General features: G+C 68.4%; 20 protein-coding genes. 10 read left to right on the plus strand and 10 right to left on the minus strand.

Translation table 11 applies throughout. From position 1 onward, the window contains the following. Nucleotides 1-101: 101 nt before the first annotated feature. Nucleotides 102-914 carry a DUF1194 domain-containing protein gene (locus tag DWF00_RS00575; RefSeq protein ID WP_114828590.1) on the plus strand — a complete coding sequence of 271 codons (813 nt, stop codon included), beginning with the start codon at nucleotides 102-104 and terminating at the stop codon, nucleotides 912-914. A gap of 7 nt (nucleotides 915-921) precedes the next feature. Here the strand turns inward: DWF00_RS00575 and DWF00_RS00580 are convergent, their stop codons facing one another. The 6 genes from DWF00_RS00580 to DWF00_RS00605 form a co-directional block, all read right to left on the minus strand. Then, a complete protein-coding gene (locus DWF00_RS00580) occupies nucleotides 922-1,248 on the minus strand; it encodes a type II toxin-antitoxin system RelE/ParE family toxin (RefSeq protein WP_114828591.1) in 327 nt (108 codons plus the stop codon). After that, nucleotides 1,245-1,535, minus strand: coding sequence for a type II toxin-antitoxin system ParD family antitoxin (locus tag DWF00_RS00585; RefSeq protein ID WP_114828592.1), 291 nt, complete (start codon nucleotides 1,533-1,535; stop codon nucleotides 1,245-1,247). Before DWF00_RS00585 ends, DWF00_RS00580 begins: the two co-directional genes overlap by 4 nt. A 69-nt stretch (nucleotides 1,536-1,604) precedes the next feature. Continuing rightward, complete coding sequence (locus DWF00_RS00590; RefSeq protein ID WP_114828593.1) at nucleotides 1,605-2,180, minus strand: dual specificity protein phosphatase family protein; 576 nt, start codon at nucleotides 2,178-2,180, stop codon at nucleotides 1,605-1,607. 145 nt (nucleotides 2,181-2,325) lie between these two features. Next, a complete protein-coding gene (gene hrpB, locus DWF00_RS00595) occupies nucleotides 2,326-4,830 on the minus strand; it encodes an ATP-dependent helicase HrpB (protein ID WP_114852986.1) in 2,505 nt (834 codons plus the stop codon). A 46-nt stretch (nucleotides 4,831-4,876) separates the two neighbouring features. Then, nucleotides 4,877-5,665, minus strand: a complete 789-nt coding sequence (locus tag DWF00_RS00600) for a class II glutamine amidotransferase (RefSeq protein ID WP_114828595.1) — start codon at nucleotides 5,663-5,665, stop codon at nucleotides 4,877-4,879. A gap of 264 nt (nucleotides 5,666-5,929) precedes the next feature. Continuing rightward, a complete protein-coding gene (locus DWF00_RS00605) occupies nucleotides 5,930-6,409 on the minus strand; it encodes a hypothetical protein (RefSeq protein WP_114828596.1) in 480 nt (159 codons plus the stop codon). A gap of 216 nt (nucleotides 6,410-6,625) precedes the next feature. Here DWF00_RS00605 and DWF00_RS00610 point away from each other — a divergent pair, with 216 nt between their 5' ends. Next, nucleotides 6,626-7,996: a sodium:proton antiporter gene (locus DWF00_RS00610; protein WP_245973709.1), complete on the plus strand. Its 1,371-nt coding sequence runs from the start codon at nucleotides 6,626-6,628 to the stop codon at nucleotides 7,994-7,996. A gap of 9 nt (nucleotides 7,997-8,005) precedes the next feature. Here DWF00_RS00610 and DWF00_RS00615 read toward each other — a convergent pair whose 3' ends face one another. The 4 genes from DWF00_RS00615 to DWF00_RS00625 all read right to left on the minus strand — a co-directional run bounded on the left by DWF00_RS00615 (nucleotide 8,006) and on the right by DWF00_RS00625 (nucleotide 11,850). Beyond that, nucleotides 8,006-9,016: an Lnb N-terminal periplasmic domain-containing protein gene (locus DWF00_RS00615; protein ID WP_181832569.1), complete on the minus strand. Its 1,011-nt coding sequence runs from the start codon at nucleotides 9,014-9,016 to the stop codon at nucleotides 8,006-8,008. 37 nt (nucleotides 9,017-9,053) lie between these two features. After that, on the minus strand, nucleotides 9,054-10,664 hold the full coding sequence (locus DWF00_RS00620; protein WP_114828599.1) for a phosphoenolpyruvate carboxykinase: 1,611 nt from the start codon (nucleotides 10,662-10,664) through the stop codon (nucleotides 9,054-9,056). Nucleotides 10,665-10,871: 207 nt separating this feature from the next. Then, nucleotides 10,872-11,009: a hypothetical protein gene (locus DWF00_RS29270; RefSeq protein ID WP_181832570.1), complete on the minus strand. Its 138-nt coding sequence runs from the start codon at nucleotides 11,007-11,009 to the stop codon at nucleotides 10,872-10,874. A gap of 49 nt (nucleotides 11,010-11,058) precedes the next feature. Continuing rightward, entirely contained in the window at nucleotides 11,059-11,850 is a 792-nt protein-coding gene (locus DWF00_RS00625; RefSeq protein WP_425453041.1) for a HugZ family pyridoxamine 5'-phosphate oxidase, read from the minus strand. Nucleotides 11,851-11,992: 142 nt separating this feature from the next. Between DWF00_RS00625 and DWF00_RS00630 the strand changes: the two genes are divergently transcribed. From DWF00_RS00630 to tsaE, 8 genes are all read left to right on the plus strand, one after another. After that, on the plus strand, nucleotides 11,993-12,694 hold the full coding sequence (locus DWF00_RS00630) for a response regulator transcription factor (RefSeq protein WP_114828601.1): 702 nt from the start codon (nucleotides 11,993-11,995) through the stop codon (nucleotides 12,692-12,694). 172 nt (nucleotides 12,695-12,866) lie between these two features. After that, nucleotides 12,867-14,600, plus strand: a complete 1,734-nt coding sequence (locus tag DWF00_RS00635) for a sensor histidine kinase (protein WP_210207878.1) — start codon at nucleotides 12,867-12,869, stop codon at nucleotides 14,598-14,600. Between the two features lie 8 nt (nucleotides 14,601-14,608). After that, on the plus strand, nucleotides 14,609-15,082 hold the full coding sequence (locus tag DWF00_RS00640; RefSeq protein WP_114828603.1) for an HPr kinase/phosphorylase: 474 nt from the start codon (nucleotides 14,609-14,611) through the stop codon (nucleotides 15,080-15,082). A gap of 101 nt (nucleotides 15,083-15,183) precedes the next feature. Next, the gene (locus DWF00_RS00645; RefSeq protein ID WP_114828604.1) at nucleotides 15,184-15,585 is read left to right on the plus strand and encodes a PTS sugar transporter subunit IIA; all 402 of its coding nucleotides are present in this window, start codon (nucleotides 15,184-15,186) and stop codon (nucleotides 15,583-15,585) included. Continuing rightward, nucleotides 15,582-15,920, plus strand: a complete 339-nt coding sequence (locus DWF00_RS00650; protein WP_114828605.1) for an HPr family phosphocarrier protein — start codon at nucleotides 15,582-15,584, stop codon at nucleotides 15,918-15,920. The genes DWF00_RS00645 and DWF00_RS00650 overlap by 4 nt, the downstream gene beginning before the upstream one ends. 277 nt (nucleotides 15,921-16,197) lie before the next feature. Continuing rightward, nucleotides 16,198-17,592: an adenosylhomocysteinase gene (ahcY, locus tag DWF00_RS00655; RefSeq protein WP_114828606.1), complete on the plus strand. Its 1,395-nt coding sequence runs from the start codon at nucleotides 16,198-16,200 to the stop codon at nucleotides 17,590-17,592. Nucleotides 17,593-17,975: 383 nt separating this feature from the next. Further along, entirely contained in the window at nucleotides 17,976-20,456 is a 2,481-nt protein-coding gene (locus tag DWF00_RS00660) for a sensor histidine kinase (RefSeq protein WP_114828607.1), read from the plus strand. Beyond that, complete coding sequence (gene tsaE / locus DWF00_RS00665; RefSeq protein ID WP_114828608.1) at nucleotides 20,453-21,997, plus strand: tRNA (adenosine(37)-N6)-threonylcarbamoyltransferase complex ATPase subunit type 1 TsaE; 1,545 nt, start codon at nucleotides 20,453-20,455, stop codon at nucleotides 21,995-21,997. The genes DWF00_RS00660 and tsaE overlap by 4 nt, the downstream gene beginning before the upstream one ends. The last annotated feature ends 22 nt before the right edge of the window (nucleotides 21,998-22,019 follow it).

A 22,019-nucleotide genomic window follows, 5' to 3' on the forward strand; every position in this document is an offset into this window, starting at 1 on the left:
AGCGCACACTCGCATGACATTTGCTTGAAGCATGACGTGATCCGAAAACCGCTTCGCATTTTTCGGCATCATGCTTGGCTATATGACGACGGGAGGTGGCGATGCGGCGTTGGCTGTTCGGTCTCTTGAGTCTCGCGGCGGCCGGATTGTGCACCGGCTCGGCGCCGAACGCGCAACAGCCCTCGACGCCACCGGAAGAGGTCGATGTCGCGCTCGTGCTCGCGGTCGACGTCTCCTACTCGATGGATATCGACGAGCTCGCCCTGCAGCGGAACGGCTATATCGAGGCCTTCCGCTCGAAACAGCTGCACGAGGCGATCGGCAAGGGAGCGATCGGCAAGATCGCCGTGACCTATTTCGAATGGGCCGGCGGCAATTTCCAGTTCGTGGTCAAGCCCTGGACGATCATCGACACCCCGCAATCGGCCATCGCCTTCGCTGAGGAGCTGGGCGAGGCGCCGACGCGGCGCGGCCGGCGGACCTCGATCTCGGGCGCGATCGACCTCGGCATGTCCCTGCTCGACCAGGCCAACGTCACGGCGATGCGCAAGGTGATCGACATCTCCGGCGACGGCGCCAACAATGATGGCCGCCCGGTGACGGTGGCGCGCGACGAGGCTCGCGACAAGGGCATCAGCATCAACGGCCTGCCGGTGATGCTGAAGCAGGCGAGCTATTTCGACATCGACAATCTCGACGTCTACTACGAGGACTGCGTCGTCACCGGCATCGGCGCCTTCGTCATCCCGATCCGCGAGCGCCACCAGTTCGTCGACGCCACCCGCACCAAGCTGGTGCGCGAGATCGCCGAGCTGCCGGCCGGCGAGGCGCGGGTCCAGAAGGCGCAGGCGCAGAAGCCGCGGACGGAATGCATGTCCGGCGAGCGGCAATGGCGCGATCGGATGGGGAATTGAAGGTCGTTCAGTTCGGGGAATCGTCGTCGCCGGGCGCCAGCAGCGCTTTGACGTCGCGACCGCGATAGAGGATGCGCAGCACGATGACCTCATCGGCCGTCACAACGAAGGCAATGGTCGCACGTCTCCGGTAGCCGAGAAGCCGTAGCCCCGGCGCGAGATCGTCGCGCCGCGTTCCCCGCTCCGGCGCGATGCCGAGCCCGAGACAATAGTCAGTCAAACTGCCGGTGAAGCTGCGAGCCGGACTTCTGCCCGAGCGATCGGCGATATAGGCGAAAAGCGCATCGAGATCGTCCTGCGCCTCAGGGGCAAAGAGAACCCTGAACGATCTCATCCGCGGCCCGAGGCCGGCTTCTTCTTCGCATCGTAGCGCGCCTCGAGCCCGGCCATGACCTGCTCGGCCGGGATCGCGCGCGACGGGTCGGCCCGATAGGCCTCGTAGGCGGGAACGACCTCCTCGCGCAGCCAGGTTTCAAGCGCGGCATCGCGCGCTTGCAAGGTCCGCAAACCGTCGCGAATGACCTCGCTCTCCGACGCATATTCGCCGGATGCGACCTTGTCCTTGACCATCTGCGCCATCTCGTGGGGCAAGGTGATGCTGAGCGAGGTGGTGCTGCGCATGGCTCGGTCTCCTCTGATCAAGAATAGCAAACACGATTCAATCGTGCCAGCGCCGCAAGATCAGCCGCTTCACCCCAGCGCGCGCTTGATCGCGGCGATGTCGACATTGCGCAGGTAGCGCGGGATGTTGCGCCACATCGTGTGATAGCCGAAGCCGCCGTTGCGCAGCTCGTCCAGCGCCTGCTCCCTGCTCCAGCCCTGGAACACCATCCGGTACATCGCCGTGACGACCCCGGTGCGGTCGGCGCCGTGCTGGCAATGCAGCAGTACCGGGCCGAGTGCCTCCGCAGCCCTGATCGCGCGCAGCGCCGCGATGACGTCCTCATCCTCGATGTGCCAGGTCTTCATGGGAATGCGGACCAGCCTGATGCCGGCAAGCCCGGGCAGGCGCTGATCGGAATGAAAGGCGCGGAGGTTGACGATCGTCCTGACGCCGAGCGAGCGAATGGCCTTCACATCGCCTTTGTGAATCTGCGCGCTGCGGAAGAGCATGGGCGTCACGCGATGCAGGTTCATCGCGGCTGCGACCGGCGTCGCCCATTCGCGCCTTTGCACGGCATCGGCGGCATGAACCGAAGGCAGGGGCGGAAGGAACTGGGCGGCGACGAGAAGAGGCAGGGTGAGCAGTCGGCGGTGTTTCATCATGCCCTGCAAGCTTCGCAGGTCATCGCGGATGACCTCGCTGTCCGAGATGCGCCGCCCGAGGCGGCTTTGCCTTTGGCGATCTGCACCTTCTCTTGAGGCCGAACGATGGCACAAGCCCAGGCGCCGGGCATCGCGTGCCGGTCCTTCAGGTGCCGCGCGGCTTCGCCCGCGTCGTCGGCAGGGCGGCAGCTGGATCGTCGGGCCAGAGATGGCGCGGGTAGCGGCCCTTCATGTCGGCCTTCACCGCCGCCCAGGAACCGCGCCAGAAGCCCGGCAGGTCGCGCGTCACCTGGATCGGCCGATGCGCCGGCGAGAGCAGCTCCAGCACCAGCGGCACGCGCCCGCCGGCGAGCGCGGGGTGCTGGGCCAGGCCGTAGAGCTCCTGCACCCTGACCGAGATGGTCGGCCCGGCCTCGGCGGCGTAGTCGACCGCGAGGTTCGAGCCGGTCGGCGCGGTGAAATGGGTCGGCGCCTCCGCGTCGAGCCGGCGCTTCAGGTCCCAGGGCAGCAGCTCGGCCAGGGCCGAATCGAGATCGGCTGTTACGATGGCCGAGAGCGAGGCGCGACCTTCGACATGCGGCGCGAGCCAGAGTTCCGGCTCGGCGGCGAGACCCGCATCGGAGAGATCGGGCCAGGGATTGTCGCCGCCAGCGCCCGCCGCCTTGCGCAGGAAACCGGCACGCTCGCGCAACTGAAGCTGGCCCTTGCTCCAGGGCAGCAGGCCGATGCCGAGCCCGGCGATGCCCTTGGCGAGAATCGTAGCGTTCTCGGAGGTGGGCTCGACCGGCAGCGGACGTTCGGCCAGCGCCAAGGCGCCATAGCGCCGGACGGCGCGGGAGCGTAGCGCCCGGGCGTTGCGGTCGAAGCTGGTCTCGGTGCGCTCTTCCAGCGCGAGCGGCGCCAGCCCCTCGTTGGCGAGCCGCATGATCTCGTCCTCGCCGATCGCCGCAGCGCCGGTGATGCGGGCCTGCTGGGCGGCGCCGGTCATGTCGGCGACGACGAGCCAGGGCTCGCGCGCCAGGCGCTGGGCCGGCTCCAGCGCCGCGCCGCGGCCATTGGCGAGGAGATACTGGCCGGAGCCCGGCGCGCGGGCCTTGGCGACGCGGTCGGGATAGGCCAGCGCGAGCAGCAGGCCGGGCGAGAGCGGCGCGTCCTGCCGGCGCGGGCTCGCCTTCTCCGCCAGCCGCGCCCAACCCTCGGCGAGGCGGCGCATGTCGGCGGCGCGGCCGCCGCGCTCGCGGCCCATGCGCTCGACGCGCTCGGCGAGGTCGATGCCGTCGCCGCCAAGGCCGCGCTCGACCAGCACGGCCGCGAGATCGGCGGCGGGACTGGCCTGGCCGTAATGCGCTGCAGCAACCACCATGCGGGCCAGGCGCGGCGGCAGCGGCAGGGCCTGCAAGGCGCGGCCATCCGGCGTGATGCGCCCGTCGGCGTCGAGCGCGCCAAGCGCCAGCAGAAGGCTGCGCGCCTCCTTCAGAGCCGGCGCGGGCGGAGCGTCGAGGAAGGCGAGGCTTGCCGGCTCAGCGACGCCCCAGGCGGCGCAATCGAGCAGCAGCGGGCTCAGGTCGGCCGACAGGATCTCGGGCCTTGTGAAGGCCTCCAGGGCGCCTGTGCCGGCTTCCTCCCAGAGCCGGTAGCAGATGCCGGGCTCGGTGCGGCCGGCGCGGCCACGGCGCTGGTCGGAAGCCGCGCGGCTGGCGCGGCGGGTCTCGAGCCGGGTGATGCCGATATCGGGCTCGTAGACCGGAATGCGGGCAAGGCCGGAATCGATGACGACGCGCACGCCCTCGATGGTCAGCGAAGTCTCGGCGATCGAGGTCGCCAGCACGATCTTGCGGCGGCCTTTGGCGGTCGGCAGCACGGCGCGGTCCTGCTCGGCCTGATCGAGCGCGCCATAGAGCGGGGCGATCTCGACGGAGGGGTCGCGCAGGCGTTCGCGCAGCCGCTCCTCGACGCGCCTGATCTCGCCCTGGCCGGGCAGGAAGACGAGGAGCGAGCCGCCCTGCTCGTTCAGCGCGAGCAGCGCTGCGTCGGTGACCTGATCTTCGATGCGCTTCAGCGGGTCGCGGCCGAGATAGCGGGTCTCGACGGGATAGGCGCGGCCCTCGCTCTCGATCACCGGGGCCTGGCCCAGCAGCCTGGCGACGCGGGCACCGTCGAGCGTCGCCGACATCACCAGGATGCGCAGGTCCTCGCGCAGGCCGCCCTGCGCGTCGAGCGCCAGCGCCAGGCCGAAATCGGCATCGAGCGAGCGCTCGTGGAACTCGTCGAAGAGCACGGCGGCGACGCCGTCCAGCGTGGGATCGTCGAGGATCATCCGGGCGAAGACGCCTTCGGTGACGACCTCGATCCGCGTCTTCGGGCCGATCTTCGATCCCAGCCGGACGCGCAGGCCGACGGTTTCGCCGACGCGCTCGCCCAAGGTTTGGGCCATGCGGTTGGCCGCGCCGCGCGCGGCGAGGCGGCGCGGCTCGAGCAGGATCAGCTTGCCGCCCCTGGTCCAGGGCTCGTCGAGCAGGGCGAGCGGGACGCGCGTGGTCTTGCCGGCGCCGGGCGGGGCGACGAGCACGGCATTGGGCGCGGCCGAGAGCGCGCTCGCGAGATCGTCGAGGACGGCGTCGATGGGAAGGGGGCTGTCGGAGGCGCGCATCGCCCGCGATGTGGCGCAGGCTGCGCTCTCACGCAAGCGCGACGGCTCAAGCCGCCCGCTTCAGCCCGACCTCGAAGACCGAGACGGACGCCGAACCGCCGGTGACCGTGACCAGCGCATTGGGCGGCACCGCCTGCCAGCAATCGCGGGCGGCATCGACCGGCTCGGAGGCGACGACGACGCTGTCGCCGCGGTTGCAGACATAGAGGGACGGTGGCTTGGCGTCGGAGGACCAGCGGATGGCGTGGGTCGTCTCGCCATCGGCCAGCACTGCGGCACAGCGCAGCGGCTCGCGGATGCCGGCCTCCTGCATCAGCAGGAGCGCGTCGTTCAGCGCGACGGCGAGCGCCTCTCCGGCCGAAAGGCCGCCGGCCATGTGGGAGAGAGCGAGCAGGAAGAGCGCTTCCGAATCGGTGGTGCCGACGCGGGCGGCGTAGAGTTCATCGGGAATCAGCGCCTCCAGCCGGCGCCGGATCGCGGCATAGCCGCCGACCTGGCCGTTATGCATAAAGAGGTGCCGGCCATGGACGAAGGGATGGCAATTGGCCCGCGTCGTCGCGGTGCCCGTGGCGGCGCGGACATGGGCGAAGAACAGGTGCGAGCGGACCTGCTTCGAGATCGAGAGCAGGTTCTCGTCCGACCAGGCCGGCCTGATCTCGCGATACTGGCCGGGCTCGGCCTTCTCGCCATACCAGCCGACGCCGAAGCCGTCGCCATTGGTGCCGGTCTTGGCCTCCTCGGCATGCAGCGACTGGTGGATCAGCGAATGGCAGGGCGAGGCGACAAAATCCTCGAGGAAGACCGGAACGCCGGAATAGGCGAGGAAACGGCACATGGTCGGTCCAGAATCAGGGGGGCGGGGCAAGGCGGCGCAGGAGAAGATTGTTCCACAAAAATGAATGCGGACATAACGATTCTTCTACGTCCAGGTGTCATCCCGCACGCGCTGCGGCGCGAAGTGCCGCTGCGCAGATGCGGGACCGTCCGCAGAATAGAGCGCTTTTCCGAGGGCGGTTCAGGATAAGGCGCTTTTCTCGCCATGCGGTCCCGTGCCTGCGCAGCAGCATTGCATGCTGCGGCGCGCACGGGATGACGCGCTTCATTCCGCGCAACTAAAATCCAGCTTCGCCTCCTTGCGGCTGCGGCCGACCTTGACCTCGATCTCGAGCGGCGCGCAGGTGGCGCTGTCGAGCAGGAAGGCCTTGTGGATGCGGCCGCTCTCGCCGAACAGGAAGCCGCCATAGACCCGCCGGAGCAGGATCCTCTCTCCGGTCTTGGCCTGCTGCTTCACGGTGATCGAGGCGAGGTCGCGGGCGATCTTGTCGGAAGACTTGGTGTTCTTGGCGCCGCTGAAGACGAGCGTGACGAGGATCGCGTCGGCCGGCTCGCCGGCATCGCCGCCGCCGGTCACCGTGTTGAACAGCGCCTTCTTGCCGCCGACGAGGTTCTCCGAGAGCTTGCCGGAGCGCTCCAGGAAGAGCTGGGCGCGGATCTCGTCGACCGCGACCTGGGCCTGGGCTGGCGTGCCGAGCGCGGCGGCGAAGAGAGCAGACGTCAAGGCATAGGCAAGCGGCCGCATCGTCGGATTCCCCCCAAAGGCGCGCCGATTCTACCCGGCGTTGTGCAGCTAGGCCGATCCGCTATGCGGTTGCTAGCCCTTGGCTCATTGTTTAACCAGCAGCGCAAACAGATGATGACGACGACCGCGACAAGCGGACAAAGGGCAAGTGGACAACGGGGTGGGGTCTTGAAGACGGCCTATTCGCTTGCCGGCGGCGCTCTCGCGCTCTGCCTGATGCCCGGTGCGGCCCTGGCCGCGGGCGACATCGGCGGGGCGACGCTGGGGGCGGCCTGGGCCCTGCCCTTCGCGGGGATGCTGCTCTCGATCGCGCTCGGGCCGGTGCTGTTCCCGCATCTCTGGGAGCTGAGCTACGGCAGGTTCGCCGCCTTCTGGTCGCTGCTGGTGCTGGTGCCGCTCGTGCTGCTCCGCGGCTTCGAGCCGACGCTCGGCGCGCTGCTGCACACGGCGCTGCTCGACTACGTCCCCTTCATCATCCTGCTCTTCGCGCTGTTCACCATTGCCGGCGGCATCCTGGTGATGGGCAATCTCGACGGCACGCCGGCGACGAACACGGTCCTGCTGGCGATCGGTACGGTGCTGGCGAGCCTCGTTGGCACGACCGGGGCCTCGATCATCATGATCCGGCCGGTGCTGCGGGCGAATGACGACCGGCGCTTCAACGTCCATGTCGTGGTGTTCTTCATCTTCCTGGTCTCGAATATCGGCGGCTCGCTGACGCCGCTCGGCGACCCGCCGCTCTTCCTCGGCTTCCTGCGCGGCGTCGACTTCTTCTGGACGACGACGCACCTGCTGCCGCAGACCGCGTTCGCCACCGTCGTGCTGCTCGCGGTGTTCTACGCGCTCGATAGCTGGCTCATCCGCAAGGAGGCGGACTACCCGCCGCTGCGCGACCCGACGCCGGACAGCAAGGTCAGGCTCTGGGGCAAGGTCAACATCCTGCTGCTCGGCGGCGTCATCCTCGCCATCCTGATGTCGGCGAGCTGGAAGCCGGGCGTCAGCTTCGACATCCACGGCGTCCATGTCGAGCTGCAGAACGTCCTGCGCGACATCGCCCTGCTCATCCTCGCCGGGTTGTCGCTGGTCCTGACGCCGGGGCCGGTGCGCGCCGGCAACGAGTTCTCGTGGGGGCCGATCAAGGAGGTCGCAAAACTCTTCGCCGGCATCTTCATCTGCATCATTCCGGTGCTGGCGATGCTGCAGGCCGGGCGGGAGGGCGCGTTTGCGCCGCTGGTCGCGCTGGTCTCGAACCCGGATGGCAGCGCCAACAACACCGCCTATTTCTGGCTGACCGGCGCGCTCTCGTCCTTCCTCGACAACGCCCCGACCTATCTCGTCTTCTTCGAGCTGGCCGGCGGCGATGCGAAGGCGCTGATGACGACGGGGGCGCTGACGCTGACCGCGATCTCGGCCGGCGCGGTGTTCATGGGCGCCAACTCCTATATCGGCAACGCGCCGAACTTCATGGTCTACGCCATCGCCAAGGACCGGAAGGTCAGGATGCCGAGCTTCTTCGGCTACATGCTGTGGTCGGGCGCGGTGTTGATCCCGCTATTCCTGGTTCAGACGGTGTTGTTCTTCCGGTAGGGCGACACCCTACGGCCGCCCGGTCGGCACGCCCTCGCGGATCTTCTTCGAGAAATCCGGATCATCCAGCGACAGCGTCCGCGCCCGCTCGCTGATCTTGCCGCGCCGGACCAGCTCCTCCAGCGGGATATCCGTCCTGACCGCGCCGATGCGCTGGAGGTAGCCGGGCAAATAGCCGGAGATCAGCACGCGCGGGTCGAGCGGCAGCGCCAAGGTCCAGCTGGGCGCGACCGTGCTGACGAGGTGGTAGACCACCGTGGTGCAATTGGTCGTGACCGTATTGTACCAGCGCGGCTCCTTCGCCAGCCGGTTCACGTCGGCCGTATAGGCCAGCAGCAAGTCGCGCGCCTGCTGCGGCGAGGCGGCGAGCCGGAAAAGGCGGGTGTCCTCGCCGCGGGCATGGGTGCGCAGGCCGACGATGTCGCGCTCGTCGGCGGCGACATAGGCCATCTCGTAGATGCGGAAGAAGCCGGCGAGCGAGGACCATTCCTCGCCCTTCTCGCGCCTGACCTCGATCGAGAAGGTCAAAGGCGGCGAATCGGCGAAGGTGAAGCTCAGCAGCAGATGCGCGATCACCTCGCCCGACCAATAGGACAGGAAGAGGTCGGCGCCCTCGATCTTCGAGAGGTCGTAGCTGCGCGTCTCCCAGCGCTGGTCGTAATCGGCCTCGGTGCGCCAGCGGAAATCGCGCAGGTTGGCGACGGTGAGCTTGTCGCCCTCGCGGCTGATCTGCGGCAGGCGGGCGAGCTCGGGTATCCAGTCGCGGTCATGCGAGGGTTGGAAGCCGCTCCACCAGCTCAGCAGGCCGATGAACACCGCGGCGAAGCCGAGCGGCAGGCGCGGCGCACCGGTCCAGATGCCGATCAGCCCGGCCAGGGCCGCAATGCCGAAGCCGATCGCGGCGATGGTCGCGATCGTGCCGTTCAACCGGAACAGCAGGAGGCCGACGCCCCAGGTTGCGGCGCCGATCAGGACGAGCGTGAGGAGGAGTTTCAGCACAACGAAAAAGAGGCGGCTCATGGCCGCCTCTCCTAGCACATCGGAATGGAATGTCCGCTTACGCGGCGAGCGAATTCGTCGGCGCCGCCGCGCGGACGGAATCGTCGACATGGCCTTCGAAGCGCTTGAAGTTCTCGGCGAACATCCCGACCAGCTTCTTGGCGGTTTCGGCGAACTCGGCTTTGTCCTGCCAGGTCTTCACCGGGTAGAGGATGTGCGGCTCGACGCCGGGCACCGAGGTCGGCACCGCGAAGCCGAAATAGGGGTCGCGGCGGAAATCGGCGCGGTTGAGCGTGCCGTCGAGCGCGGCCGAGAGCAGGCGGCGGGTGACGCGGATCGGCATGCGCCGTCCCGTGCCGTATTTGCCGCCGGTCCAGCCGGTGTTGACCAGCCAGCAATCGACATGGTGCTTGGCGATGAAGTCGCGCAGCAAGTTGGCGTATTCCGACGGGTGCCGCGGCAGGAAGGGCGAGCCGAAGCAGGTCGAGAATTCCGGCTCGACGCCGGTGAGGCCGCGCTCGGTGCCGGCGACCTTGGCGGTGTAGCCGGAGAGGAAATGGTACATCGCCTCGGCCGGGGTCAGCTTGGCGATCGGCGGCATCACGCCGAAGGCGTCCGCCGTCAGCATCACGATGTTCTTCGGCGTGCCGGCCCGGCCGGTGCGCGAGGCGTTCGGGATGAAGTCGAGCGGATAGGCCGAGCGGGTGTTCTCGGTCTTGCTCTGGTCGTCGAAATCGACCTCGCGCGTGACCTCGTCCATGACGATGTTCTCGAGCACCGTGCCGAAGCGCAGCGACGCCGCGTAGATCTGCGGCTCGGCCTCGGCCGAGAGCTTGATCGTCTTGGCGTAGCAGCCGCCCTCGAAGTTGAAGATGCCCTCCTTCGACCAGCCATGCTCGTCGTCGCCGAGCAGGGTGCGGTCGGGATCGGCCGAGAGCGTGGTCTTGCCGGTGCCCGACAGGCCGAAGAAGATCGCCGAATCGTCCTTGCTGCCGACATTGGCCGAGCAGTGCATGGGTACGACGCCCTTGGTCGGCAGGACGTAGTTCAGGTAGGTGAAGACCGACTTCTTCATCTCGCCGGCATAGGCGCTGTTGCCGACCAGCACGATCTTGCGGGTGAAGTCGATGGCGATCACGGTCTCGCTGCGGCAGCCATGGCGCTTGGGGTCGGCCTTGAAGCTCGGCAGGTCGATGATCGTCATCTCCGGCACGTAAGCCGCGATCTCGCCGACCTCGGGCCGGATCAGCAGGTTGCGGATGAAGAGCGAGTGCCAGGCGTACTCGGTGAAGACGCGCGCCTTGACCCGGTGCGCCGGGTCGGCGCCGCCATAGAGGTCCTGGGCGAACAGCTCCTTGCCCTCGGCATGGGCCAGGAAGTCGCCGAGCAGGGTCTCGAAATGCTCAGGCGACATCGCCGCGTTGTTCTCCCACCAGACGGTGCCCTCGGTCTGGGCGTCCTTGACGACGAACTTGTCCTTGGGCGAGCGGCCGGTATGGGCGCCGGTATCGGCGCAGAGCGCGCCGCCCCTGGCGATCTGGGATTCGCCGCGCCTGAGCGATTCCTCGTAGAGCCGGGGCGCTTCGAGGTTCCAGTAGACGGCCTTGAGCTTGCGGAAGCCGAACGCGTCGGCGCCGTGAGCGGCGTTGAACAGACCGATGGTTTCCATTGGAATCCTCCCGAGACGCGGACCCGCCTGAGCGCGAGTGCTGATGTTGTCGTGGAGCGCGGAGCGAAGGCTGCGCGCCGACGAGGTAGGGCCTATTGGGCGGGCTCTTTAGGGCCATGATGACGCCGGCTCAAGCCGCGGAGAAGCCCCTAAATCGTTGGAAACGAACTAAATCGATTGAAAAAGCCGTTCGAGTTACCTCAACTTTCACGCTGACCGGGCGGTTCCCCGGCTGTTAGCCGAGATCAGGCGAGCGAGCCGCAGGCCGAGCAGGCTCTGCACATAGGGCTCGCACAGGTTGCCGCCATAGGCCGGCGTGGCGATGAAGAGGGAAAAGCGCGCCATAATCTCCATTCCAACCCGGTAGCGTTCGTCAGCCTCGCGAGAGGCCAGCTCAGGCCGCCGCGCGCGCCTTGGCGGCGAGCGCGACCAGCGCCGCCCGCAGGGCGCTGGGCTCGTCGACCGGCGCCTCGAAGGGCAGGCGCAGGACCTGGTCGCCGAGCGCGAGGTCGAGCCCGTCCGGGTCGAGCCCGGTGACGCGCCAGGCGCCGTCGGGCGCGCCGAGCAGGGCGGTGGCGTAGAGCCTGACGGCGTCGGCATGGTCCTCGTTCATATGGGCGACGGCGCCCTCCTCGGCGGCGACGAGCGCCTGCGCCGGTCCGAGATCGCTGAGGATGTCGGCGGGCGTCAGCTCATAGGCCCGGCCGAAGCCGCCATTCAGGCTGGCGCCCTCGATCGGCAGGGCGAAGAAGGAAAAGTCCGGGAAATCGACATAGAGCTGCGCCTTGGGCTGGCGCGCCAGGAAGCGGCGGCGGATGCGCTGGCCCTCCGCGCTCTCGCGCTCGATGCGCCGGGCCCGCACCCGCACGGTGATGCGCGGATGGGCGAGCGGATCGCCCTTGCCGTGCCGCGCGATCAGCAGCGAGGCGCGCGGATCGGCCTTCAGGTTGCCGGTATGGCCGGAGAGCGCGGAGACCAGGATCAGGGGCGTGCCGTCGCTGTCGGTGGCGAGGCTGGTCAGGCTGGCGAAGGGGTGGCCGTCGCCCGAAAGCGTCGCCAGCGCGCCGTGGCGGGCGCTCCTGACGAGCTCGCGCGCCAGGGTGCGGGCCGTGTCGTCGGTGGGCCTGATCGGGTCCTGGGCCGGCCTTCGGGACGCCTCTTCTTGCCCTGGCAAGTCTTGCACGATGGAACCTCTTGAACGCTTTCAGTCTTTTTGCTGGCAGAGACGTAGCGAAATTGTCACGCCCGGGCTAGATTGCGGCCATGGTTTGGCCGCTCTCGCGGGAGAGTGGACATTTTATTGCAACGGGCGAAGAGACAAAGAGCTTATGCCAACCATTGCGCTGGTCGATGACGACCGCAACATCCTGACGTCGGTTTCCATCGCCCTCGAGGCCGAGGGCTATCGCATCATGACCTATACGGACGGCGCCTCGGCGCTCGACGGGCTCAAGCAGAACCCGCCGGACCTGGCGATCTTCGACATCAAGATGCCGCGCATGGACGGGATGGAGCTGCTCAGGCGGCTGCGCCAGAAATCCGACCTGCCGGTGATCTTCCTGACCTCGAAGGACGAGGAGATCGACGAGCTCTTCGGCCTGAAGATGGGCGCCGACGACTTCATCCGGAAGCCGTTCTCGCAGCGGCTGCTGGTCGAGCGCGTCAAGGCGATCCTGCGCCGCTCCGGCGCCAAGGACGCCACCGCCCCCGCTAGGCCCGAGGATGCCAAGGCCCTGGAGCGCGGCCAGCTGCGCATGGACCCGGAGCGCCATACCTGCACCTGGAAGAACGAGCCGGTGACGCTGACCGTCACCGAGTTCCTGATCCTGCAATCGCTGGCGCAGCGCCCGGGCGTGGTGAAAAGCCGCAATGCGCTGATGGACGCGGCGTATGATGATGAGGTCTATGTCGACGACCGCACGATCGACAGCCACATCAAGCGGCTGCGCAAGAAGTTCAACCAGGTCGATGTCGATTTCGACATGATCGAGACGCTCTACGGCGTCGGCTACCGCTTCAAGGAGATGTGAAGCGCGGCACGCACGCAAGCGTGCGACTTTCCAGGCCCTCGCGGGGAGGGCGGAGGCGATGACAGCCAGGGGCTGAAGAGCGAGACGCGCCAGGGACATGGCCAGTGTCGAGAATGACAACCGGGTTTCGTCGGAGAGCCCCAGCTGGGGCGCCGGGCTGCGCCGACGGCTGATGCTCGTCGGCCGCAGGACGCTGCGCGCCATCTCCGGGCGCGCCGCCTCGAGCCTGACCCGGCGCATCGTCGTGCTCAACCTCGCCGGGCTCGTCGCGCTGCTCGTCGGCTTCCTCTACCTCAACCAGTTCCGCGAGGGGCTGATCGAATCCCGGGTGCAGAGCCTGCTGACCCAGGGCGAGATCATCGCCGGCGCGATCGCGGCCTCGGCCACGGTCGAGACCGACTCGATCACCATCGACCCCGACAAGCTGCTCCAGCTCCAGGCCGGCGAGAGCGCCGGCATCGCCGACGACCCGCTCGACTTCTCGATCAACCCCGAGAAGGTCGCGCCGCTGCTGCGCCGCCTGGTGACGCCGACCAAGACCCGCGCCCGCGTCTACGACAAGGACGGGATGCTGACGCTCGATTCGCGCAACCTCTACTCGCGCGGCGACATCCTCCGCCTCGACCTGCCGCGGCTGGGCGAGCCCGACGAGCCGCCGCTGCTCGAGCGCACCTGGAACATGCTGCGCAATCGGCTCGGCCGCGCCGACGTGCCGACCTACGACGATTTCGAGAACGCCAACGGCAGGTCCTACCCGGAGGTGGCGCGCGCCCTGAACGGCGTCCCGGCCAGCATCGTGCGGGTCAACACGCGCGGGCAGACCATCGTCTCCGTCGCCGTGCCGGTGCAGCGCTTCCGGGCCGTGCGCGGCGCATTGCTGCTTTCGACTCAAGGGGGAGACATCGACAGCATCATCGCCGGCGAGCGCTATGCGATCTTCCAGGTCTTCGCGGTCGCCGCCGGCGTCATGACCGTGCTCTCGGTGCTGCTCGCCGGCACCATCGCCGAACCCATCCGCAAGCTCGCCGACGCGGCGCAGCGCGTGCGCCGGGGCGTCAAGTCGCGCGAGGAGATCCCCGATTTCTCCGGCCGGCACGACGAGATCGGCCACCTCTCCGGCTCGCTGCGCGACATGACCAAGGCGCTCTACTCCCGCATCGAGGCGATCGAGAGCTTTGCTGCCGACGTGGCGCACGAGCTGAAGAACCCGCTGACCTCGCTGCGCAGCGCCGTCGAGACCCTGCCGCGCGCCCGCAACGACGATGCCCGCAGCCGGCTGATGGCGGTGATCCAGCACGACGTCCGAAGGCTCGACCGGCTGATCTCCGACATCTCCGACGCCTCGCGCCTCGATGCCGAGCTCGCCCGCAACGAGGCCGAGCCGGTCGACATGGCGCAGGTCCTGGAGGCCGTGGTCGGGCTGCAGAACCAGGTCCGCCGCGAGGGCCAGCCCGGCATCGAGCTGAAGATCGAGCGGCGTGGCGGCCAGCGCCCGGGCGGGCCCAACGACTTCCTGGTGATGGGCCACGATTCCCGGCTCGGCCAGGTCATGGTCAACCTGATCGACAATGCCCGCTCGTTCTCGCCGCCGGACACGCCGGTGCGCGTCATTCTGTCGCGCGTCGGGCCGGACGTGCTGGTCAGCGTCGAGGATGACGGCCCCGGCATTCCCGACCACGCGCTGGAGCGCATCTTCGAGCGCTTCTACACCGACCGGCCGAACGAGGGCTTCGGCCAGAATTCGGGCCTCGGCCTGTCAATCTCGCGCCAGATCATCGAGGCGCATCGCGGCAGCATCCGGGCCGAGAACCGCTCCGACCCGGCCAACGACAACGAGAGCGACGCTGAGGCCTGCCTCGGCGCGCGCTTCGTGGTGCAGCTGCCGGCCGTGCCGCAAGCCGCCTGAGCCAGCCCATGCGCGAACCCGGACGAGAGGGCGCGAGCGAGCGCGTCCATGCCAGCGCGGTCGCGATCGGCGAGGCCGGGCTGCTCGTCCGCGGGGCGTCGGGCACGGGCAAGTCCTTCTTGTCGCTGGCTCTTCTCGCAGTTGCGAAACAGCAGGGTCTATTCGCCAGGCTGGTCGGAGACGACCGGATCGCGCTCAGCGCGCGGGCCGGCAGGCTCATCGCCCGGCCGGTCTCGCCGCTCGAAGGACTGGTTGAGCGGCGCGGGCTCGGGTTGACGCCGGAGCCCCACCTCCCCGCCGCCGTGATCCGGCTCGTGGTCGATTGCATCGGCGAGGAGCCGGAGCGGATGCCGGAACCGGAGGCGCTGGTCGAGCATATCCTCGGCATCGACCTGCCGCGCCTGACGATCTGGGGCCGGACCGGCGACGAAAGGCTGGTTCTGGCGGCGCTCCGGCTGTTCCTCGACGAGCCTGGCGCCTAGATTTTGACAAGTTTTAAGCGCGCCATCTTGCCTATCCTTCGCACCTGCCGCATAAACCGCGACCTTGTCCGGGCGCCCAGCGCTCTCCGGTGCCATTGCGAATGATCGGACTCGTCCTCGTGACGCATGGGCATCTGGCGACCGAGTTTCGGGCTGCGCTCGAACACGTCGTCGGACCCCAACAGAATCTCGCCACCATCGCCATCGCCCCCGATGACGACATGGAAGGCCGTCGCCGCGACATCATCGCCGCGGTCGAGCAGGTCGAGAACGGCAGCGGCGTGATCGTGCTGACCGACATGTTCGGCGGCACGCCGTCCAACCTCGCCATCTCGGTGATGGAGCCCGGCCGGATCGACGTCGTCGCCGGCATCAACCTGCCGATGCTGATCAAGCTCGCCAGCGTGCGCGAGGAGAAGACCCTCGACGAGGCGGTGAGCAGCGCGCAGGATGCCGGCCGGAAGTACATCACGGTCGCCAGCCGCGTCCTGGCGGGCAAATGAGGGCCGCCGTGGACGAGAGCTACAGCGACGAGGGCGACTGCCCCGAGGTCGAGATTCCGGAAGGCGCCGTCTATGGCGAGTTCCAGATCGTCAACAAGAAGGGCCTGCACGCCCGCGCCACGGCGAAATTCGTGCAATGCGCCTCCAATTTCGAGTCCGACATCACCGTGACCCGCTGCGGCGAGACCGTCGGCGCGACCTCGATCATGGGCATCCTGACGCTGGGCGCCGGCATCGGCTCGACCATCACCGTGGTGGCCAAGGGCACCGACGCGAAAGCGGCGCTGCAGGCGCTGGCGGCGCTGGTGGCCGACAGGTTCGGCGAGGGCGAGTAGCTCCCGCCGTCATCCCGCACGCGCCGCAGCATGCAATGCTGCTGCGCAGATGCGGGACCGTTCTCCGGAAGAGGCGCCCCCTTCTAAACCGGCATCAGAGAGAAGTGCCCCTTTCCGCGCGCGGTCCCGTGTCTGCGCAGCGGCACTGCGCGCAGCGGCGCGCACGGGACGACGGTCACAACCAAACACATAAAGACATCTTTATATCTTTGATTGCCTTCCCCGGCGCGGGCTGCTACAGACCCGCCGTCATTCAGCATTTCAGTGGAGCAGCCCCGTGTCGGATTACGTCGTCAAGGACATTGCGCTTGCGGATTACGGCCGCAAGGAAATCAACATGGCCCAGGACGAGATGCCGGGCCTGATGGCGATCCGCGCCGAGCACAGGGGCGCGGCCCCGCTCAAGGGTGCGCGCATCGCCGGCTGCCTGCACATGACCATCCAGACCGCCGTGCTGATCGAGACGCTGACGGAGCTTGGCGCCGACGTGCGCTGGTCGTCTTGCAACATCTTCTCGACCCAGGACCATGCCGCCGCCGCGATCGCCGCGACCGGCGTGCCGGTCTTCGCCATCAAGGGCGAGACGCTGGAGGATTACTGGGAATACGTGCTGCGCACCGCGACCTGGGGCGATGGCGGCACCCCGAACATGATCCTCGACGATGGCGGCGACCTGACCATGCTGATCATCCTCGGCGCCGAGGCCGAGGCCGGCAAGGCCGAGTTCCTCGACAAGCCGGGTAACGAGGAAGAGACGATCTTCTTCAAGCTGATCAAGCGCCAGCTCAAGGACAATCCGGGCTGGTTCACCAAGACCCGCGCCGCGATCAAGGGCGTCTCGGAAGAGACCACCACCGGCGTGCACCGGCTCTACGAGCTCGCCAAGGCGAGCCGCCTGCCGTTCCCGGCGATCAACGTCAACGACTCCGTCACCAAGTCGAAATTCGACAACCTCTATGGCTGCCGTGAATCGCTGGTCGACGCCATCCGCCGCGGCACCGACGTCATGATGTCGGGCAAGGTCGCGGTCGTCGCCGGCTATGGCGACGTCGGCAAGGGCTCGGCCGCCTCGCTGCGCCAGGCCGGCTGCCGCGTGCTCGTCACCGAGATCGACCCGATCTGCGCGCTGCAGGCGGCGATGGAGGGCTACGAGGTCGTCACCATGGAAGACGCCGTCTCGCGCGGCGACATCTACGTGACCGCGACCGGCAACCTGGACGTCATCACCGTCGACCACATGCGCGCGATGAAGCACCGCGCCATCGTCTGCAACATCGGCCATTTCGACTCGGAGATTCAGGTCGCCGGCTTGAAGAACTTCAAGTGGGACAACGTCAAGCCGCAGGTCGACGAGGTCGAGTTCCCCGACGGCAAGCGCATCATCCTGCTCTCGGAAGGCCGCCTGGTGAACCTCGGCAACGCGACCGGCCACCCGTCCTTCGTGATGTCCTGCTCGTTCTCGAACCAGACCCTGGCCCAGATCGAGCTCTGGAAGCACCACGCCAAGTACGAGACCAAGGTCTACACGCTGCCCAAGCATCTCGACGAGAAGGTCGCGGCGCTCCACCTCGCCAAGGTCGGCGCCAAGCTGACCGTCCTGAACGACGCCCAGGCCAAGTACATCGGCGTGCCGCAGACCGGCCCGTTCAAGCCGGAGCTGTATCGCTACTGACAGGCGTATTCGCGCGAAGATATCCAGGCCCGGCGCATGCGCCGGGCCTTTTTTGTGCCCGATGCATCCGGGATAATGGCCCGAGACACTACTAATAGATGTAGGCGTTGAGGCAGACTCAACTGCTTGATTGCTGCCGCGTCCTCGCAGTCCGGCTGCGATTTTCTGCCTCTTTACCTGCCATTAAGTACTTCCTGCCGGACTCCAGCGGTGATTAGAGTGGGGCTGATTCGGGGCTTGGGGCGCGTTCGCGCGGGCCGGATCAACGCTCAAATTGGGGTGTCGCGGTGGTGTGCGTGCGTCCGGTCCGGAGGCGGCGCGCCGCCTGGATTCCGGCCTCGCCGAACGGCGCGGCAAGCTGCGAAGAGAATGGCGGAAGCAGGATGAGACGGTCGAGGCGACAGGGACGGAGCGGCGGCGCGAGGCACCAACGCGCGCTCATTCCGGCTCTCGCCATCGGCGTCGCACCCGCCGCCGCCTTCGCCCAGGCCGAGATCTTCAATCCGATGCCGAGCGGCACGCTGAGCACCGGCAGCCTCTCGGTGATCCTCGCCGGGCTCGTCGTCTTCGCCGCGACGACCTCGATCGTCTACGTGCGCGAGCGCGCCCGCTGGCAGCGCCGCGAGACCGAGCTTGCCGGCAACCTCGAAGCGGCGCGCGGCCAGCAGGACCGGCTGACGGCCTTGCTCGACGCCGACCCGCAGGTCGTGGTGAGCTGGAACGGCCAAAACGCCGAGCCCCTCTTCGAGGGCAATAGCGGCTTCCTCGGCGCGCCCGGCGCGACGCTCGCCCTCGCCTACGGCACCTGGGCGGCGCCGACCGAGGCCAAGCGGCTGGAATTGGCGACGGATGCGCTGAAGCAGCGCGGCGAGGCCTTCGGCTTCACGCTCAAGAGCAAGACCGGGCCCTTCATCGATATCGTCGGCCGGCCCGTCGCGGGGCGCGCCGTGATCCGCTTCCGCGAGGTCACGGGCGAGCGCGCCAAGCTGCTCGCGCTGCAGGACGAGTTCAAGCTGGTGACGGCCGAGCATGCCGCGCTCTCGACCTTGCTGTCGGGCCTGCCGCAGCCGGTCTGGACGCGCAATGCACACGGCCATCTGAGCTGGGCCAACGCCGCCTATGCCCGCGCCGTCGAGGCGACCGAAGGGGCCGAGGCGGTCAAGGGCGGTCTCGAACTGCTCGAGCGCGGCGTGCGCGAGGGCGCGGCCCAGGCCCGCCATGACGGCAAGACCTTCTCGACGCGGGCTCGCGCCGTCGTCGCCGGCCAGCGCCGCACGCTCGACATCCTGGAACTGCCGACCCCGACCGGCTTTGCCGGCATCGCCACCGACATGAGCGAGCTGGAGGCGGTGCGCGTCGATCTGCAGCGCCAGATGGACGCGCATGTGCGCACGCTCGACCGGCTGAAGACGGCGGTCGCGGTGTTCGACGCCTCGCAGCGGCTGGTCTACGCCAACACCGGCTTCGAGACGCTCTGGTCGCTCGATCCCGCCTTCCTCGAAGGCAAGCCGAGCGATGGCGAGATCCTCGACCGGCTGCGGGCCGAGCGGCGCCTGCCCGAACTCGGCGACTACCGCAGCTGGAAGGCCGGCGTGCAGGCCGCCTATACCAGCCTGCGCGCCAGCGAAGATTGGTGGTACCTGCCGGACGGACGCACGATCCACGTCGTCGCCAGCCCCAACCCGCAGGGCGGCGTGACCTATCTCTTCGACGACGTGACCGAGCGCTTCACGCTGGAATCGCGCTTCAACGCCCTGTCGCGGACGCAGCGCGAGACGCTCGACTCGCTGCGCGAGGGCGTCGCCGTGTTCGGCTCGGACGGGCGGCTCAAGCTCTCCAACCCGGCCTTCGCCCAGGCCTGGAAGATCCCGGCCGACCTCGCCAGCGCGGCGCCGCATATCGACGAGGTCGTGCGGCTCTGTCGCCCGCTCTACCCGCATGACGAGGTCTGGACCGAGCTCCAGAGCACCGTCACCGGCGTGCGCGACGCGCGCGAGGACTATGGCTGCCGGATGGAGCGCCGCGACGGCTCGGTGCTCGATTGCGCCGCCGCGCCCCTGCCTGATGGCGCGACGCTGATCACCTTCGCCGACGTCACCGCCAGCGTGAACGTCGAGCGTGCGCTGACCGAGAAGAACGAGGCGCTGGAGAAGGTCTCGCGGCTGCGCGAGGATTTCGTCCACCATGTCTCGTATGAGCTGCGCTCGCCGCTGACCAACATCATCGGCTTCGCGCAGCTGCTGGGCACCGAGACGGTTGGCCCGCTGAACGAGAAGCAGCGCGACTATGCCGGCCATATCGTGCGCTCGTCGGGCGCGCTGCTCGCCATCATCAATGACATCCTCGACCTCGCCTCGATCGACAATGGCGCGCTCGCGCTCGAACTCGGCGAGGTCGACGTCTCCGAGACCATCGCCCAGGCCGCGGCCGGGCTGCATGACCGGCTGACGGACAGCAAGCTCACGCTCAAGACCGAGATCTCCCCGCAGACCGGGCCGCTGCGCGCCGACGGCAAGCGGCTGCGCCAGGTGCTGTTCAACCTGATCTCGAACGCGATCGGCTTTTCCTCGCCCGGCCAGACCATCAGGGTCATCGCCGACCGCAGCGGCGGCGATGTCCGCATCACCGTCGCCGACGAGGGCCGCGGCATCCCGGCCGAGGTCAAGGAGAAGGTGTTCGACCGGTTCGAGAGCCATTCGCTCGGCTCCAAGCATCGCGGCGTCGGCCTGGGCCTCTCGATCGTGCGCTCGATCGTCGAGCTGCATGGCGGCAAGGTCGAACTCGATTCGACGCCGGGCCGCGGCACGCGCGTCACCGCCATCTTCCCCTCGCAGGGCATGCCCCTCTCGGACGCCGCTGAATGAGCGACGATACGCTTAGGGCCGGCGCGCATCTCATCGCGCTGGCGGACGAGGCGGCGACGGAGCGGCTCGGCCGCGACCTCGCCGCGATCCTGAAGCCCGGCGACATCGTCGCGCTCTCCGGCCATCTCGGCGCCGGCAAGTCGCTGCTGGCCCGCGCCATCCTGCGCGAGCTGGCGGATGACACGGCGCTGGAGGCGCCGAGCCCGACCTTCACGCTGGTGCAGAGCTACGACACGCCGCGCGGCACCGTGCTCCATGCCGACCTCTACCGCGTCCGCTCGCCGGACGAGCTCGACGATATCGGCCTGATCGAGGATCTCGACCGTGTCGTCACGCTGGTCGAATGGCCGGATCGCGCCGGCACGCGCCTGCCGGCCGGGCGCCGGCTCGACATCGTGCTCGACGTCGATCCCGACCGCCCCGAGACCGGCCGCGTCGCCAGCCTCGCCGGCGGGGTGCTCTGGCGCTCGCGGCTCTCGGTCGCGGTGGCGGCGCGCGAGCTGATTGATTCGGCCGGTTGGGAGAAGGCCAGGCGCGAGTTCATGCTCGGCGACGCCTCGACCCGTGCCTATGAGCGGTTGACGCAGGACAGCGGCGAGACCGCGATCCTGATGATCTCGCCGGCGCGGCCGGACGGGCCGGCGATCCGCCTCGGCAAGCCCTATAGCGCCATCGCGCATCTGGCCGAGTCGGTCGATGCCTTCGTCGCGATGGATCGCGGCCTGCGCTCGCTCGGCTATTCCGCCCCCGAAATCCTGGCGCAGGACCTCTCGGCCGGTCTCCTGCTGATCGAGGACCTCGGCGATGGCGGCGTGCTCGACGACGGCAACCCGATCCCCGAGCGCTACGAGGCGGCGGCGCTGCTGCTCGCCGACCTGCATCGCCATACCCTGCCGACCATCCTGCCGGTGGCGGAGGGGCGCGACCACGTCATCCCCGACTATGACCGCGAGGCGCTGACGATCGAGACCGAGCTCGTGCTCGAATGGTACGCGCCGCATATCGCCGGCGTGACCTTGCCGGCCGTGACCAAGGCCGAGTTCGGCCGGATCTGGGACCGGCTCTTCGACGAGGTCCTGGACGCGCCCTCGACCTGGACCCTGCGCGACTTCCATTCGCCGAACCTGATCTGGCTGCCGGAGCGCGAGGGCCATGCCAGGCTCGGGCTGATCGACTTCCAGGATTCCCTGCTGGGCAACCCGGCCTATGACCTCGCCTCGCTTGGCCAGGACGCGCGCGTCGACGTGCCGGCGGCGCTGGAGCTCAGGCTGCTTGCCGCCTATGGCTCGGCGAGGCGGGCGACGGACGAGAGTTTCGACCTCGCCGCCTTCGCCCGCGCCTATGCGATCCTCGGCGCCCAGCGCAACACCAAGATCGCCGGCATCTTCGCCCGCCTCGACCGGCGCGACGGCAAGCCGGCCTATCTCAAGCACCTGCCGCGCATCGAGGCCTATCTGCGCCGCAACCTCGAACATCCGGCACTAGACGAGCTGAAGGGCTGGTACCAGCAATACCTGCCGAAGCTGTTCGAGACCGCCTGAACCGTCATTGCGAGCGCAGCGA

Origin of the sequence: Allobosea caraganae (assembly GCF_003351345.1) — a bacterium.
In the GTDB taxonomy this organism is placed as follows: domain Bacteria; phylum Pseudomonadota; class Alphaproteobacteria; order Rhizobiales; family Beijerinckiaceae; genus Allobosea; species Allobosea caraganae.

What these genes read in the sequence shown, in the direction of transcription:
- DWF00_RS00575 (WP_114828590.1), top strand. Translation starts at nt 102, where the DNA reads ATGCGGCGTTGGCTGTTCGGTCTCTTGAGTCTCGCGGCGGCCGGATTG.
- DWF00_RS00580 (WP_114828591.1), bottom strand. Translation starts at nt 1,248, where the DNA reads ATGAGATCGTTCAGGGTTCTCTTTGCCCCTGAGGCGCAGGACGATCTC.
- DWF00_RS00585 (WP_114828592.1), bottom strand. Translation starts at nt 1,535, where the DNA reads ATGCGCAGCACCACCTCGCTCAGCATCACCTTGCCCCACGAGATGGCG.
- DWF00_RS00590 (WP_114828593.1), bottom strand. Translation starts at nt 2,180, where the DNA reads ATGATGAAACACCGCCGACTGCTCACCCTGCCTCTTCTCGTCGCCGCC.
- hrpB (WP_114852986.1), bottom strand. Translation starts at nt 4,830, where the DNA reads ATGCGCGCCTCCGACAGCCCCCTTCCCATCGACGCCGTCCTCGACGAT.
- DWF00_RS00600 (WP_114828595.1), bottom strand. Translation starts at nt 5,665, where the DNA reads ATGTGCCGTTTCCTCGCCTATTCCGGCGTTCCGGTCTTCCTCGAGGAT.
- DWF00_RS00605 (WP_114828596.1), bottom strand. Translation starts at nt 6,409, where the DNA reads ATGCGGCCGCTTGCCTATGCCTTGACGTCTGCTCTCTTCGCCGCCGCG.
- DWF00_RS00610 (WP_245973709.1), top strand. Translation starts at nt 6,626, where the DNA reads ATGCCCGGTGCGGCCCTGGCCGCGGGCGACATCGGCGGGGCGACGCTG.
- DWF00_RS00615 (WP_181832569.1), bottom strand. Translation starts at nt 9,016, where the DNA reads ATGAGCCGCCTCTTTTTCGTTGTGCTGAAACTCCTCCTCACGCTCGTC.
- DWF00_RS00620 (WP_114828599.1), bottom strand. Translation starts at nt 10,664, where the DNA reads ATGGAAACCATCGGTCTGTTCAACGCCGCTCACGGCGCCGACGCGTTC.
- DWF00_RS29270 (WP_181832570.1), bottom strand. Translation starts at nt 11,009, where the DNA reads ATGGCGCGCTTTTCCCTCTTCATCGCCACGCCGGCCTATGGCGGCAAC.
- DWF00_RS00630 (WP_114828601.1), top strand. Translation starts at nt 11,993, where the DNA reads ATGCCAACCATTGCGCTGGTCGATGACGACCGCAACATCCTGACGTCG.
- DWF00_RS00635 (WP_210207878.1), top strand. Translation starts at nt 12,867, where the DNA reads ATGCTCGTCGGCCGCAGGACGCTGCGCGCCATCTCCGGGCGCGCCGCC.
- DWF00_RS00640 (WP_114828603.1), top strand. Translation starts at nt 14,609, where the DNA reads ATGCGCGAACCCGGACGAGAGGGCGCGAGCGAGCGCGTCCATGCCAGC.
- DWF00_RS00645 (WP_114828604.1), top strand. Translation starts at nt 15,184, where the DNA reads ATGATCGGACTCGTCCTCGTGACGCATGGGCATCTGGCGACCGAGTTT.
- DWF00_RS00650 (WP_114828605.1), top strand. Translation starts at nt 15,582, where the DNA reads ATGAGGGCCGCCGTGGACGAGAGCTACAGCGACGAGGGCGACTGCCCC.
- DWF00_RS00660 (WP_114828607.1), top strand. Translation starts at nt 17,976, where the DNA reads ATGAGACGGTCGAGGCGACAGGGACGGAGCGGCGGCGCGAGGCACCAA.
- tsaE (WP_114828608.1), top strand. Translation starts at nt 20,453, where the DNA reads ATGAGCGACGATACGCTTAGGGCCGGCGCGCATCTCATCGCGCTGGCG.